Source organism: Synechococcus sp. MIT S9220, from assembly GCF_014304815.1.
GTDB lineage: Bacteria > Cyanobacteriota > Cyanobacteriia > PCC-6307 > Cyanobiaceae > Synechococcus_C.
The window spans coordinates 899,713-914,304 of the sequence record NZ_CP047958.1; the positions used below are offsets into that span (position 1 = coordinate 899,713).

Here is a 14,592-nt window from a genome sequence, read left to right on the forward strand (position 1 = left end):
TGGCTGGTTCAATGACGGACACGGTGGACCTACGCCACGACTGGACGCTTGAGGAGATCCAAGCCCTGCTTGACCTACCTCTGATGGATTTGCTCTGGCGCGCCCAAAGCGTGCACCGGGCGGCCAATCCTGGGTACCGGGTTCAGCTGGCGTCTTTGTTGAGCGTCAAGACCGGTGGTTGCGAGGAGGACTGTGCCTACTGCTCCCAGTCGATGTACAACAGCAGTGATGTGGGTGGTCAGGCCGACCTGGAGGTGAAGGCGGTCCTGGACAGGGCACGTGCAGCGGCCGCTGCCGGTGCCGATCGCTTTTGCATGGGCTGGGCGTGGAGGGAGATCCGTGAAGGACCTGCCTTTGAGTCGATGCTGAGGATGGTTCGAGGGGTGCGTGAGCTGGGTCTTGAAGCCTGTGTCACTGCAGGAATGCTCACTGATACGCAGGCGGAGCGTCTGGCCGAAGCAGGACTCACGGCCTACAACCACAACCTCGACACCAGTCCGGAGCATTACGACCGGATCATCACCACCCGAACCTATGAGGAGAGGCTGGAAACACTGCAACGCGTGCGTCGTGCCGGAGTGACGCTCTGCTGCGGTGGAATCATAGGCATGGGCGAAACGCTTCGCGACCGTGCCTCGATGCTGCGGGTTCTGGCCTGCATTGACCCACACCCGGAAAGTGTCCCGATCAATGGTTTGGTGGCTGTCGAGGGAACACCCCTGGAAGGTTTGCCCACCGTTGATCCGCTTGAGTTGGTCCGGATGGTGGCCGTTGCCAGAATCCTGATGCCGTTCAGCCGTGTGCGACTGAGCGCTGGTCGAGAAGAACTCAATCGGGAAGCTCAGATCCTCTGCCTTCAAGCCGGTGCGGATTCGATTTTTTACGGTGATACCTTGCTGACAACGGGTAACCCTGCTGTGGATGCCGACCGGGCTCTGCTGGAAGCTGCCGGGGTTCAGGCCAGCTGGCAGGAACAGGAGGCACTCGAGCAGCAGCCAGAACAGGAGACAGCAGTGGCATGACGGCGGCGCAAGCCGACAGCCCATCGTTTCTTGTGGCAGCGTTTTACGCCTTCACATCGCTTTCACCTGCTGTATTGGAGTCGTTGCTGACAGATCTATCTGAACTGGCCTGTCGCGAACAGGTTGTTGGTTCTGTGTTGCTGGCACCAGAAGGTGTGAATGGCACGATCAGCGGACCCGACCAGGGCGTGACCGCAATCCTGGAGTGCTTGCGCAGCAGGATCACACTTGGGGATGCCCATTTCGAGCGCCTTCAGGTGAAGCGGAGCCGATGTAGCCGACAGGCGTTCCGTCGTTTCAAGGCTCGTCGCAAGCGCGAGATTGTGAGCCTGGGACAGCCTTGTGCTGATCCCCGCCGCAATGTTGGGACCTACGTGGACCCTCGCAATTGGAATGCGCTGGTGGATGACCCCGACACGCTGGTCATCGACACCCGCAATGCCTATGAGGTGGCAGTCGGCAGTTTTGTGGGTTCTCTGGATCCAGCAACTGACAGTTTCCGGGATTTTCCTGACTGGGTGGAACAACATCTCCGCCCTCTGGTTGAGCGCACGTCTCCGGCGCGCATCGCCATGTTCTGTACCGGTGGAATTCGTTGTGAGAAGGCCAGCAGCTTTCTGCAACAGCGGGGATTCCCCGAGGTTCATCATCTTCAGGGCGGCATTCTCAACTATCTGGAGCAGGTGCCTGAAGAGCAAAGCCGCTGGGAGGGTGAGTGTTTCGTGTTTGATCAGCGAGTCGCCCTCAACCATCAGCTCGAGCCTGGCCAGCACAGCTTGTGCCATGCCTGCGGTCTGCCTCTGACGCCGGAACAGAGGCAACTGGAGAGTTACATCCCCGGGGTGCAGTGTCTGCAGTGCAGGGATCGTTTTACCGATGACGACAGGGCACGCTTCGCGATGCGGCAGAGCCAGCTCAGACAAGGCGTCCTCTCGCAATCCTCCGGCTGGCAATCAAGGCCCGACACTCACGGATGAGCGCAGCACGGCCTGTTCTTTACAGCTTTCGTCGCTGTCCCTATGCGATGCGCGCACGCTGGGCTTTGTTGCAGGCAGGCCAGCTTGTCCAATGGAGGGAAATTGAACTCAAGGACAAACCAGCGCCGATGCTTGAGGCATCTCCAAAAGCAACGGTGCCAGTTTTGGTTCTCGCTGATGGCACGGTGATCGATGAAAGTCTTGCGGTGATGCACTGGGCACTCAAGCAGGCTGATCCGTGCGATCTCCGCCGGCAGCGTTCTGGCAAAACGCAGGACAGCATCCAGCAGCTGATTGAGCTCAACGACACGACCTTTAAACACCATCTCGACCGTTTCAAATACACCGACCGATATCCGGGGCAGTCGAAACAAGACCATCAACAGCAGGGGTTGGAGGTGTTGCGGAGTTGGTCGGATCAGATCGCTGACTGTGGAGGCTGGCTTGTGGATGCCAGCTGTTCCCTCGCTGATGTCGCACTGTGGCCGTTTGTGCGTCAGTGGCGCATTGCTGATCCTGAGGGATTTGACGCTGATCAATCCCTGCAGCCGCTGCATGGTTGGTTAAGGCGTTTTCTGCAAGATCCTGATTTTGAGCGCCTCATGCAGAGGGCTGATCCCTGGCATCCCGGGGGACTTCAGCCCCTGTTTCCCGCTGATGCTGTCGACGTTCCAGCTGACCAACCCTTGTTTCATCTGGCGCTCGCTGAGGACTGGAAAGCTGCAAGGCTGTCGGGTCAGTACGACATGTCCACCCGAGGACTGCGACTTGACCAGGTGGGATTCATTCATCTGTCTTGGCGTGAACAGGTGGCTGCCACCTTTGAGCGCTTCTATGCGGATGCGGAGTCTGTGGTCTTGCTCACGATTGATGCGGCGCTGCTGACCGCCCCTCTGCGTGCCGATGCGATTCCAAGCGGGGAGTTGTTTCCGCACCTTTATGGGCCATTGCCGATTGAGGCTGTTGTCGATGCGGCTCCATACCTCGATTCGGAGCGGTGATGCTGGATCAATTGGAAATGGAGGCCCGTCAACGGGGCCTACTGCTGAGACTTCAAGTCGGCCGCCCTCTGGGGCTGTGGAGTCTGCGGCTTGTGGTGGCTCGTTCACAGTCGGAACGACTGCAGCTTCTCGGTGAGATGAAAGCCTGGGCTTACAGCGGTCCCCGTGGATTGCAACTGGATACGATGCGCGTGCTGCCGGCTGCTCCTGCAGGTTGCGGTGATCTCATCTGGGCGGGGACCATGGCCTGGGCGGTTGAGGCAACCCCTTGCCGACAGGCAAGGCTGCTGGCCATTCGTGATGACGAACGACAGCATCAACGGCTTGTGCGTTATTTCAGGTGTCGTGGGTTTGAATCCGTGCGCGAGGTGCAGGCCGCTCTCTGGGATCTGCCGCTGCGCATGGTCTGGGGCGGTGCCGGAGCACTGATGCTTGGAGACTGCGATCAGGTGCGGGACAGGGCTCTGACGCGTTGGCGTCAGTCCGCTGCGTGATAGCTGCTGCGCACTAGAGGCCCACTCCTCACCACAGCGAAGCCGAGCTCGCGAGCAACGGATCCCAGATCTTCGAATTCATCGGGATGCCAGTAGCGGGCGACAGGAATGTGGGCCAGCGATGGGCGCAGGTATTGCCCGATGGTGAGCCGCTGGCAATCAACGGCACGCAGGTCGCGCATGGTTTCGATGACTTCATCCCTGCTTTCTCCCAGCCCCAGCATCAGGCCGCTCTTGGTTGGAATCTTCGGTGCCAGTGTTCGCGCGGCGGCCAGCAGGCCAAGCGATCGCTCATAGGTGGCTCCCCTGCGAACCTCCCGCTGTAGGCGTTTGACGGTTTCGAGGTTGTGGTTGAAACACACCGGCGCAGCTTTCAGTACTGTCGACAACCGCTCACGTTGAGCGGTGACGGCTCGCCGTGAGTCGGCGTGCCCGCCCCAGAAATCCGGAGTTAACACCTCGATGGCGATCAAGGGATTTCTGGCCCTGATTGCAGTCATGGCAGAGGTGAACAGGCAGGCCCCATGGTCATCGAGGTCATCGCGTGCAACGGCGGTGAGCACGACGTATCGCAGCCCCATGGCTTCCACGGCATCGGCAACTTTCTCCGCTTCGAGCGGGTTGACGGCCTGCGCGCGACCTTTTTCCACCTGGCAGAACGCGCAGCTGCGCGTGCAGATCGACCCCCCCAGCAGGAATGTGGCGGTGCCGGCGGCGTAGCACTCCCCTCTGTTCGGGCAGCGCCCTTCCTCGCAGATGGTGTGAAGGGCATTGGACTTCACCAGCCCCTGAACCCGTTCGATCGCAGAGGCCTCTCCCAGGGGGCGACGCAGCCACTCTGGTAACCGCTCGTGCGGCTGGATGGAGGAAAAGCGGCTGGTCTTGCGCACGCCGATGAACGGGTCTTCTTTCAGGGTGGCTCCATTTCCAGAAAGGGAGAACCTGATGGCCGACTCCACACCCGTCATCGATCGCATCGCCGCAGTCAGCAGCGCAGATCAGTCCACGTCGCGTCGACCCTCAAGTGCACGGCTGAGAGTCACATCGTCGGCGTACTCAAGTTCACTGCCCACCGGGAGTCCGTAGGCAATCCGGCTGACCCTTGTGAACGGTTTGAGCAACCTGGCCACGTAGAGGCTTGTGGTGTCGCCTTCCACGCTGGGGGTGAGAGCCAGAATCACCTCTTCCACGTCGTCGGCGGCCACTCGCTTGACCAGGCTGCTGATCTGCAGCAGATCGGGCCCGATTCCATCCATGGGAGAGATCAGCCCTCCCAGCACGTGATATCGGCCGCTGAATTCCCGGGTTCGTTCGAGAGCGAGCAGATCGCGTGAATCAGCAACCACGCAAATCTGGCCGTTGGAACGTTCTTCGTTGCGGCAGATTTCACAGACGGGATCAGCGCTGAGGTGAAAGCACGTCTGGCATTGCCCGACCTGGGTGCGTGCGGCCAGCAGGGCATCCGCGAAACTGCGGATCTGCTCTTCCGGTTGCCTGAGCAGATGCAGGGCAAGTCGCTGCGCCGTGCGGGGTCCAATCCCCGGAAGTCGCTCGAACTGGTCGATCAGACGAGCTAGGGGTCGGGTGAATCCGCTCAGAACACTGAGGCAAGTGGCGAAAATCTAAGCAGGGGATGGTGCGGGCAGAATGGCGGGCATCCGGTCAACTTCAATTCAAGTTCTTCAATGGGCTCATTGCTGCGTCAACCACTCCGGTCACTGCTCGTTCTGCTTTGTGTGCTGATGCTCAGCGCCTGCGGCGGAGCCAGCGCCGGCCTCAACTCCTTCAAGAGTCCCGATGGCCGTTATGCCTTCCTTTACCCCACCGGCTGGACGCGGGTTGCGGTGACCGGTGGGCCCGCTGTGGTGTTTCACGACCTGATCCACAGTGATGAGACGGTGAGTCTGGTGGTCTCTGAGGTCGACGCTGATGATGACCTTGAGACTCTCGGCAGTGCGGTGGCCGTCGGCGAACGGTTGCGGCGTGAGGTGATCGCTCCTGATGGCAGTGGGCGGAATGCTGAGCTGATTGAAGCCCGTGAGCGTGATTCCGATGGTCATGTCTTCTACGACCTGGAATATGCCGTGCACCTCGAGGACCGCGATCGCCACGAGCTGGCCACAGTGGTGGTCGACCGCGGTCGCCTTTACACCCTGGCGACCAGCACCAATGAAGATCGCTGGTCGAAGGTTCAGGGATTGTTCGAATCCGTGATCAGTTCGTTCACGCTGTTGATCTGAGGTCCTGCAATTCTCTTTCATTCCTTGTTCTTCAAGTATGTGGCTATCTGACGAGTCCTAACTGGCTTCAATCTTTTTGAACGCCCAGTATCTTCTCCTTGATTTTTAAAAGATGATCAAATTGAGTGGAAGGTGCCAAATCAGCCGAAAAGAGCTTTTGATCTCTGTTCAGATCGCTCTTGTCGCTCTCTTGGCGTATTGGCTCGGCCTGCGTTTTACTGCTTTGTTCCCAGGTTATTTCCCAAAAATAGGAGGCCTCTGGTCAGCGATTTCAGCTGTCATTGTAGTTCAGGTAAGCAAAAAAGATACCGCTGACTCTGCTTGGTTGAGGGTAATTGGAACAGCTTTGGGAGCTGCCATTAGTGCTCTTTATCTCTCTCTCTTTCCATTTCATGCGGTTGGAATGGGTGCATCGATTTTCTTTTCATCGCTTATTTGCACTTCTTTGAATATGAACAGTTGGATGAGGCTTTCGGCTATTACAGTGCTTGTGGTCATGGTGACTGCAAGTCTGAATCCGGCGCTGAACCCAGCGCTGAACGCGTTGTTACGTTTCTGCGAATCTTGCATTGGCTCTGCCGTTGCAGTCTTCTTGATTTCTTTGTGGCCTAAAGCCTTGGCTGACTAATGCCTGAAATCAATCCCCTTGAGGCATGGATGCTTTGAGAAAAGTTCTGTTCGTGATATTGATGAGCCTAATCTTTGGAAGAAGATAATGTCTTCCTAATCCTCGCAAAGCTTAATGAGTAAAAGGAACGATTTCATTTCGGCTTTAATCGAGATCGAAGAATTTGCGGATGCACGATTTTTATGAATTGCAGTCAGTTATCAGTTGAAAATCAAACTGATACACGTCAGTAGAGGAAGCGGTAGCGCCAGCTGCTTGATTCACTGGCATCACCACCGCTCTGTTGCGCAGGCCATTCAGTGTCGAGATAACTGATGCCATTCCGATAGAAGGGGCGTGCATCAAGACGTTCGGTTTCCAGTTCCGTCAGCCCCATCGCCGTAATCAATCCGCCCAGCTCCATGGCACCGAGATCGGTTTCAAGGTTGTTGCCGGCTTCCTTGATCAGGGCGGGCAGTTTCACAAGATGTTCAGGCCGGGTCAGTCGGCTGAACAGGCTTTTCAGCACAAGCTGCTGTCGCGCCAGACGACCCAAGTCTCCTTCCTCATCGTGTCTCCAGCGCAGGAATCCCTCAAGGTCATGACCTTTGAGCAGCTGAGGTCCGGGTTGCAGATCAATCAGCAGCCCCTGACTGTTGTCGCGGTAGTAAAGGCGTTTCGGGACATCGACCTCAACGCCTCCGACCAGATCACTGAGTGTTCGGATTCCATTGAGGTTTACAAGGATGTGATGGTCGATCGGTCGACCCATCAGCCTGGATAACTCAGCCTTGACCGCTTCATGTCCCCCGTAGGCGTAAAGAGCATTGGCCTTGACAGGCCCGAAGCTATGGGAATCGATGTAGCTATCTCTTGGGATCTGAGTGATGGAGGTGCGTCCTCCTTCCACTTTCAACGTGAAGATCGCATCGGTGTTGCCGCCACCATCATCAATGCCAAGCACGAGAATCTCGCGGTTGTCAAAGACGGACCAGGCTGAAAAGGGATTGCTGACGGGCAGCAGAAGAGGAGCCTCAGATTCAGGCATGAGCGAACGACTGAGCGGAATCGCCAGCAAAAAACCCCCTGTCAGCCCCGCAATGGCTGACAGGATTAAAGTTTTCGGCCGAACTTTTCTCGCATCATCCATTGGCGCACTTTAAGCCCGAAATCTCCATTTCTTAATCATTTCTTGATTGACTTGGTTCAGGTCAAGGGTTCGCTGATCACCATCGAAGCGCAATTCATCAGAGACACCAGATTGCTGGTTCGATCACTTGCCGGAATGGGTAACCCTGCGACCTGACGGCGCTGAGAACGCAAGATCACCAGATCGTGATCGCGGCTGCTGCGTTTGATCTTGGTTTCAACCCCAGGTCCGGACGCGAGCTGAATCTGAATGACGGCGCCCATGCTGCCCCGGGGTTGCCAGCGACGCAGCTCATGTTCGATTCGGATGCGTTCAGATCGATTGAGTCGAGGATCAACGATGTGCAAAAGCGTGATCAGGCCTTGCTCGCTGGACTGGCCCGCGAGAAGCCGTTGGGCAAGCTCAAACTGTTCGCGGGCGCTGGCGGAGAGGTCTTTGATGGGTACAAGAATGCGTTGAAGGGTTTCGACTGGGCGGTCGGCCAGGTTGACCACAACAACGGGGCAGTGTGCGCTGCGGCAGACCCCGTCCACGAGGTCACCAAAAAACCAGCGCCTCACCTTGTCCGGTCGTCCAGCTCCAATCATCAACAGATCAGCACTTTGTTCCAGGGCGCTGCGACTCATTCCGCCTGCAATGTCTTCATCCAGTCGAAGCAGGCAGCGGGTTCTGACCTTGAGCTGCTTGCCGATAGTCGCAGCCTGGGACAGTCGTTCCCTGGCAGATGCCACGGCACGATTCAATCCCCCCCGCGCTTCTTCAAGACTGGGACAGACCAGCGCCAGGGGGAGTAATTGACCCTGCATTTCGGCACTGCCACTTAGCAGCCGAGACGCAATGCTCAAAAGCCCCTGTTCCGTGGAAGGATTCGCGATCGGAACGACGATGGTTAGAGGACGGCTGACCACATCGAGAGGAGTGTCATCACCTGACAAGGCCTGCTCGCCAAGCTCTGCGCCGTTGCGTCGTGTTCGTTTCGGTTCCACTAGCTGCCTGACGGAACGTGCGGTGAGGATTGGTCCGAGGGTTGCGGTCACCACCATCATGGCCAGAACGGCATTCAGCACCGTTTGGTCGAGCAATCCAGCTTCGTAGCCAATGAATGCTGTGGCCAGTGTTGCGGCGACCTGTGGCATGGCCAGCGACCACATCATCACCATTTGGTTGCCGTTGTACCGGAAGGCTCGACCTGCAATCAGGCTCACCACGCCTTTGCAGCTGATCACTCCGATCACCATCAGAACAGGCAGCTCAAAATGGGTCATGGAGTTTTTGAGGCTGTTCAGATCAAGCAGGAGGCCGAGGTGAATGAAAAAGATGGGGATGAACAGAGCCGCACCAACCAGAATCACCTGCTGTTTTGACTTGCCCTCCGGTAAAACGGAGTTCACCGCCAGCCCCGCCAGAAAGGCCCCCACGATTTTTTCCACCCCGGCAAGCTCCGCTCCAATCGAAGCGATGAACAGGATGAGCAGGATGGTGAGGAAGATCCTGCTTTCGTCGTTGATGCTTCCGCGGAAGATCCTGCGTCCGACCTTGCGAATGATCGTGACAACGGCCACGGCAAAGATGGAGACGCTGGCGATCAGGCCGGCCAGATTGATGAGCGAAAAGGACTGCTTGCCAAGACCGATGGCGATCGCAAGCACAACCAGAGAGGCGATATCGGTGAGGATGGTGCTGCCAACGCTGACCACAACAGCTTCATCTCGCTGTGCTCCATAACTGCGCACGATTGGGTAGCCCAAAGGGGTATGCGTTGCAATCAGGCTCCCGATCAGCAGACAGGGCACCAGTGGATAGCCGAGTAGGAGTCCAATGGCTCCCCCGGTTGTCATGCCACCGACAAAATGGAGAATTCCAGTGGTCAGAGATCGACTGCGAACACGGTTGAATTCATCGAGATCAATCTCCAGGCCCACGATGAACAGGAGGTAGATCGCGCCGATGTCAGAGACGAGTTGAAGGGTCTCACCGTCTGGCTGCAGAAGATTGAGAGCGCTGGGGCCCATCAGCACGCCCGCGAGCAGCAGGCCGACGAGATCGGGAAGACCCGTTCTCCTGAACAGGGGTGGAACCAGCATTGCAAGTGCAACGAGCAAGGCAAAGCTGCCCAATGGCTGATGTGCCAAATGGGACAGCGATGTGAACCCCGGTGACGCCGCAGCGAGCAGGTGGACCATCAAAGAATCAGGGCTTCATCGTGGCGAAGTCCGGCCTGAACGCGCCAGAGATCTGCATAGACACCAGCTTGATGCAGCAGTTGTTCATGGGTGCCATCCTCCACGATGCAACCCTGATCCATGACAACGATGCGATCAGCATGTCGAACTGTGCTGAGTCGATGAGCAATCACCAGTGTGGTGCGGTTCGCGGTAATCCGCATGAGTGAACGCTGGATCGCGGCTTCGGTGTCGTTATCAACTGCCGCCGTTGCTTCATCGAGAATCAATACAGGAGCGTTTTTCAGAATCGCTCTCGCCAATGCGATCCGTTGGCGCTGCCCTCCAGAGAGCCGTTGCCCTCTCTCGCCCACGATCGTGTCGAACTGTTCCGGCAGTGCCTGGATGAACTCGAGCGCTTCGGCCTCTCGGGCGGCGACGAGCACTTCCTCTGGTGAGGCGTTACCTGCTCCATAGGCGATATTCTCGCCGACACTGCCATGAAAAAGGTAGACGTCCTGACTGACGAGGGCGATTGAACGCCGGAGATCATCGAGCCTGAGCTGCTCAATGGGGATGTCATCCAGGAAAATTCTCCCTCCACTGAGTGGATAAAGCCTCAGCAATAGTTTCACCAGAGAGCTTTTGCCTGAACCGGTGGCTCCGACAATTCCCAGGGTTTTTCCCGCGGGAATGGTCAGGTTGAATTGGTTCAGCAGAGCCGGGCGATTCCGATAGGCAAAATCGACCAGCTCATAGCGGATGTCACCACGCACTTGCTCAGGGGCGAGACGGCAGCTTCCACCAGCGATCTGGATTGGTGTGTCGATCAGATCAAGCACCCGATTCGTCGAGGCCATGGAGCGTTGGTAGTCGTCCAGTGTGCGGCCGAGAGTGGTGAGCGGCCAGAGCAACCGCTGGGTGATGAAGACAAGAAAGGTGTAAGTACCAACTGCGATCACGCCATTCCTGGCCTGAATCCCCCCGACAAGCAGAATGGCCAGAAATGCAAACAGAATGGCGAAACGGATCAGTGGAATGAAAGCGGCAGAGATCCTGATGGCATGGCGGTTGCACTCCCTGTAGGCATCACTTTCCCTGCGTAGCTGCTCAAGCTCCCAGTTCTCTTGGGCAAAGCTTTTGATGGTGAGCATGCCTCCAATGTTGTTGGTGAGTCTGGAGGCCATATCTCCTGCTCGGCGGCGTACATCGCCATAGCGTGGGGCGAGCCGGCGCTGGAAATTCAGCGAGCCCCAAAGAATGACTGGGATGGGCAGGAAGGCGAAGAGCGCCACACCTGGAGCCAATATCGTCATCAAACCACCCACCAGCAGCACCGTGGTGATGAGATGCAAGATTTCATTGGCTCCATGGTTCAGAAATCGCTCAAGCTGATTGATGTCATCGTTGAGCACCGTGAGCAGCCGTCCGCTGCTGTCGTGTTCGAAGAAGTCCATCTCCAGTTTCTGGAGATGGTCATAGGCCTCAAGACGCAGGCTGTGTTGAGCGCTTTGGGCGAGGTTGCGCCAGAGCAGGCCATAGAGATATTCAAAAAAGGATTCAGCCGTCCAGACCAGGAACGACAGCACTGCCAGCACGATCAACTGACTGAGCACCGTGGTGGCGCCGAGCTGAGCAAGCCATGACGTGTCCTCCTGAACAACGACATCCACAGCGAGCGCGATCAGCACCGGTGGTGCCAGATCGAAGATTTTGTTGATCACCGAGCAACTGGCCGCACACCAAACCCTGCTGCGGTAAGGGCGCAGATGCTGAAACAAACGAATCAGAGGCGCCTGCTCACTGGCATGGGGCTTGGAATGGCGCATCCGTTCGGCGTGCTCACTGTCTTATTCAAGCGTTGTGTTGAGCAGTCGCTTGAGTCCATTCACAGCCGAGCTAGACCATGAAAGGAGAACGAGGAGGTTGCATGACCCGTTCACGCGCACTGAACCGATTCCATCGGTATTTGGCACACCGTCATCGGCAGACCCTGCGCTGCAGGATTCCGGACGCTCAAGCTGAATGGGGTGGACATCAACGACTGGACGTGATTCAGCGCCTACAACGGCGTGCTCTTCAGCGTGATCAGTGGCTGGATGGCTTAGAGCAGGAGCCAGCTCTCTGAGCCGGCTCCAAGGCGTTGATCACCAGCGATTTCCGCCACCGCCGCCGTAGCCACCGCCATCACGGCCGCCGCCGCCGCCGCCGCCGCCATAGCCACCGCGGCCACCGCCGCCGCCACCGCCGCCACGCTCACGGGGTGTGGCTTTGTTGACACGGATCATCCGACCCATCCATTCGACATTTTGGAGGTCGTCGATTGCTTTCTGTTCGTCTTCGTCGGTGTTCATTTCAATGAAGCCGAAGCCGCGCTTGCGACCTGTCTCTCTGTCGAGAGGAAGGCTGGCGCTCTTCACTTCGCCGTACTGGCTGAATAGGTCAAGCAGATCTTCCTGCTCAGCCTGGAAGGAGAGATTGCCGATGTAGATGGTCATTTCCTATTGGGACCGATGGACATTTGATCAGTGAAGCCGTGGTCCGAATTGGAAAGTCCTTGATGCTGTAGCCGAGAAGCTGAAGCCTGGGGGAGCGAGCCGATCAGAGCCGAACGATAATGCTGATGCCGTTACACGCTACAGCCTGGACAGGAAAGAGACGCGAAAAAAGTGTCTAATTCCAGGTGGGGCTTGTTAATAGAGGTTTGGCGGTTTGCGGATCAAGTTCAAAGCACCCCGACCAACAGTTCAGCTTTGTGGAGGCACCCCGACCAACTTCGGCTGGAATTCAGTTCTTGAAGCGTTCCGCTGCCTGTTGTGTGCAGGTTTCCTGTGCCGATTCAATGGTGCTCAGCAGAGATTGCCACTGAATTGAATTGCCCTTGTTCATTTCTCTGAGAAAACAGTCACAGGTGAAATCTCCCATCCCCTTTGGCGGCACTTTGCCGGCCTGACTCATGGCCGTCTTGAAGCCCGCAAGGCACAGCTGAATGATCTTGTTTTCAGCTTCCACGGAGTGTGCGGGCCCGCAGACCGGGATCAGCGTGGCGAGTGCCATGCTGATCAAACAAAGGCGGCCGACCATCAGGGTCAGGAGGCTGGAGTGATCTGCAGCTCTCGGTTCATGACTTTTAGTCTGCGAAGAGCGTTGTACACATCCTCAGGCATGCCTTTGGGAAGATCCACAAGACTATGCGCATCAAAGATCTGAATTCTTCCGATCATTCGCCCCTGCAGGCCTGATTCATTGGCGATAGCGCCGACGAGGTTCCCCGGTTTGACCCGGTCGCGATAACCCACCTCAACCCTGTAGCGCATCATGTTGTCCTCAGGAGGGCGTGACTCTCGATCGACGCGGCGACGATCGCGACCGCGTGGATCACGCCGATCATCGCGACGATCGGCGCGAGCAGGTGTCTTGAGCCAGCCTTCATCGCCCTGCACCAGCAGCGGTTGATCACCCACTGCAAGCTTCAGGGCTGCCACTGCCAGCTGCTCCATGCTCAGCTCGTTCTCCTGGCCCACCTTTTGAATCAGCTCCTGTAGCAGCGTGGTTTCTTCGTCGCTTTCGGCTACAGCAGCCTGACTGAGGCGATGACGCAGCCGATTCAACCTGCTTTCGTTGATTTCGGCATTGCTGGGAATGTCCATCGGTTCAATGGCCTGACCCACCGCCCGCTCGAGGTTGCCGACAAAGCGACGTTCCCGAGGCGTGATGAACAAGATGGCTTCGCCTGTGCGGCCTGCTCGACCTGTGCGGCCGATGCGGTGTACGTATGCCTCGCTGTCGAATGGCATGTCGTAGTTGATCACCAGCCCAATCCGGTCCACATCAAGACCACGGGCTGCCACGTCTGTGGCGACGAGGATGTTCACCGTGCCCTTGCGCAGGCGATCAACCGTGCGTTCGCGCTGGTTTTGCGGAACATCACCATTGAGAACCGCCACATCATGACCTGAAGCCTCCAGGGACTCAGCCACGGTGAGAGTGATGGCCTTGGTGCGGGCGAAAATGATCACGCCTTCCCCGGTTACAGCCTCCAGGACCCGATTCAGGGCCTCGAGTTTGTGACTGTTCTGAAGGGTGATGGATCTGTGACGGATTCGTTTGGCTTCACGGTCTTTGGTCTTGATGGTGATCTCTGCTGGTTCGCTCAGATAGCGCTTCGAGAGACGACGGATCTCATTCGGCATCGTTGCTGAGAACAGCACCACCTGACGCTCTTCAGGCAGTTGCTCAAGAATCCACTCCACATCGTCGATGAAGCCCATTCGCAGCATCTCGTCGGCTTCATCCAGCACCAGACTGCGCAGTCCTGAGGTGTTGAGTGTTCCCTGGCGCATGTGATCCATCACGCGGCCAGGGGTCCCGACCACCACATCCACACCACGCTTGAGGGCATGAATCTGCGATCTGAAATCGGATCCTCCGTAGATCGCCAGCACATTCAGATGGGGATGTCCGGCGGCGTAAGCCTTGAAGGAGTCGGCAACTTGCATCGCCAGTTCACGAGTGGGTGCGAGCACCAGCACCCTCGGCTGATTGCTACGCCCCTCTAGGCGTTCCAGCAGGGGCAGCGCAAAGGCAGCGGTCTTGCCTGTGCCGGTCTGAGCTTGGCCGACCAGATCGCGGCCCAGCATCAGTTCTGGAATTGCTGCTTTTTGAATCGGGGATGGTTCCTTGTAGCCCTTGTCATCAAGGGTCTTCAGCAGTGCTTCGCTGAATCCGAAACCAGCAAAGCCCGATGGTTTGGACTCCTCAGTGCTTGGGTCTGCGCCGGATTCGTCGTCCCCGCTCGGTTCAATCACGGTGGTGAACAGATCCTGTTCTGCGGCCTCGGCTGTTGGTACAGGAAGCTCTGAAACAGTGAGATCCACTGCGCAGGGCTCAACGGCCTGCGATTGCGTCTGGGTCATGTCGATGAAGGCGGTCTGCCTGA

The 14,592-nt window shown here is 57.5% G+C and carries 15 protein-coding genes; 7 read left to right on the forward strand and 8 right to left on the reverse strand.

Annotation, left to right across the window (positions count from 1 at the left end):
• Positions 1-11: 11 nt before the first annotated feature.
• The 4 genes from bioB to SynMITS9220_RS04715 are packed head-to-tail and all read left to right on the forward strand — an operon-like array spanning position 12 to position 3,494.
• Positions 12-1,022: a biotin synthase BioB gene (bioB, locus tag SynMITS9220_RS04700; protein WP_186991100.1), complete on the forward strand. Its 1,011-nt coding sequence runs from the start codon at positions 12-14 to the stop codon at positions 1,020-1,022.
• The gene (locus tag SynMITS9220_RS04705; protein ID WP_186991102.1) at positions 1,019-1,999 is read left to right on the forward strand and encodes a rhodanese-related sulfurtransferase; all 981 of its coding nucleotides are present in this window, start codon (positions 1,019-1,021) and stop codon (positions 1,997-1,999) included. Before bioB ends, SynMITS9220_RS04705 begins: the two co-directional genes overlap by 4 nt.
• Positions 1,996-3,000, forward strand: coding sequence for a DUF952 domain-containing protein (locus SynMITS9220_RS04710; RefSeq protein ID WP_186991104.1), 1,005 nt, complete (start codon positions 1,996-1,998; stop codon positions 2,998-3,000). The genes SynMITS9220_RS04705 and SynMITS9220_RS04710 overlap by 4 nt, the downstream gene beginning before the upstream one ends.
• Positions 3,000-3,494, forward strand: coding sequence for a hypothetical protein (locus SynMITS9220_RS04715; protein ID WP_186991106.1), 495 nt, complete (start codon positions 3,000-3,002; stop codon positions 3,492-3,494). The genes SynMITS9220_RS04710 and SynMITS9220_RS04715 overlap by 1 nt, the downstream gene beginning before the upstream one ends.
• On the opposite strand, the gene lipA is transcribed toward SynMITS9220_RS04715, so the two are convergent.
• Both lipA and recR read right to left on the reverse strand, forming a co-directional pair.
• Entirely contained in the window at positions 3,479-4,471 is a 993-nt protein-coding gene (gene lipA / locus SynMITS9220_RS04720) for a lipoyl synthase (protein ID WP_370594376.1), read from the reverse strand. The two genes, SynMITS9220_RS04715 and lipA, sit on opposite strands and share 16 nt — an antisense overlap.
• Positions 4,472-4,492: 21 nt before the next feature.
• On the reverse strand, positions 4,493-5,062 hold the full coding sequence (gene recR, locus SynMITS9220_RS04725) for a recombination mediator RecR (protein WP_304623071.1): 570 nt from the start codon (positions 5,060-5,062) through the stop codon (positions 4,493-4,495).
• 117 nt (positions 5,063-5,179) lie between these two features.
• On the opposite strand from recR, the gene psbP reads away from it, so the two are divergent.
• Positions 5,180-5,734 (forward strand): photosystem II reaction center PsbP, encoded by a 555-nt coding sequence (psbP, locus tag SynMITS9220_RS04730; RefSeq protein WP_067098923.1) that lies wholly within the window; start codon positions 5,180-5,182, stop codon positions 5,732-5,734.
• 112 nt (positions 5,735-5,846) lie between these two features.
• Positions 5,847-6,362, forward strand: coding sequence for an aromatic acid exporter family protein (locus SynMITS9220_RS04735; protein WP_186991108.1), 516 nt, complete (start codon positions 5,847-5,849; stop codon positions 6,360-6,362).
• Between the two features lie 226 nt (positions 6,363-6,588).
• Here SynMITS9220_RS04735 and SynMITS9220_RS04740 read toward each other — a convergent pair whose 3' ends face one another.
• The 3 genes from SynMITS9220_RS04740 to SynMITS9220_RS04750 are packed head-to-tail and all read right to left on the reverse strand — an operon-like array spanning position 6,589 to position 11,482.
• Positions 6,589-7,491, reverse strand: a complete 903-nt coding sequence (locus SynMITS9220_RS04740; RefSeq protein ID WP_186991110.1) for an LCP family protein — start codon at positions 7,489-7,491, stop codon at positions 6,589-6,591.
• A 56-nt stretch (positions 7,492-7,547) separates the two neighbouring features.
• A complete protein-coding gene (locus SynMITS9220_RS04745; RefSeq protein ID WP_186991112.1) occupies positions 7,548-9,674 on the reverse strand; it encodes a cation:proton antiporter in 2,127 nt (708 codons plus the stop codon).
• Positions 9,674-11,482 (reverse strand): ABC transporter ATP-binding protein, encoded by a 1,809-nt coding sequence (locus SynMITS9220_RS04750; protein ID WP_186991115.1) that lies wholly within the window; start codon positions 11,480-11,482, stop codon positions 9,674-9,676. Before SynMITS9220_RS04750 ends, SynMITS9220_RS04745 begins: the two co-directional genes overlap by 1 nt.
• 101 nt (positions 11,483-11,583) lie before the next feature.
• On the opposite strand from SynMITS9220_RS04750, the gene SynMITS9220_RS04755 reads away from it, so the two are divergent.
• Positions 11,584-11,781 (forward strand): hypothetical protein, encoded by a 198-nt coding sequence (locus tag SynMITS9220_RS04755; protein WP_186991117.1) that lies wholly within the window; start codon positions 11,584-11,586, stop codon positions 11,779-11,781.
• 19 nt (positions 11,782-11,800) lie between these two features.
• Here SynMITS9220_RS04755 and SynMITS9220_RS04760 read toward each other — a convergent pair whose 3' ends face one another.
• From SynMITS9220_RS04760 to SynMITS9220_RS04770, 3 genes are all read right to left on the reverse strand, one after another.
• Positions 11,801-12,151, reverse strand: a complete 351-nt coding sequence (locus SynMITS9220_RS04760) for an RNA-binding protein (RefSeq protein WP_186991119.1) — start codon at positions 12,149-12,151, stop codon at positions 11,801-11,803.
• 289 nt (positions 12,152-12,440) lie between these two features.
• Positions 12,441-12,737, reverse strand: coding sequence for a hypothetical protein (locus SynMITS9220_RS04765; RefSeq protein ID WP_255483223.1), 297 nt, complete (start codon positions 12,735-12,737; stop codon positions 12,441-12,443).
• 5 nt (positions 12,738-12,742) lie between these two features.
• Positions 12,743-14,569 carry a DEAD/DEAH box helicase gene (locus SynMITS9220_RS04770; RefSeq protein WP_186991120.1) on the reverse strand — a complete coding sequence of 609 codons (1,827 nt, stop codon included), beginning with the start codon at positions 14,567-14,569 and terminating at the stop codon, positions 12,743-12,745.
• Positions 14,570-14,592: the final 23 nt, after the last annotated feature.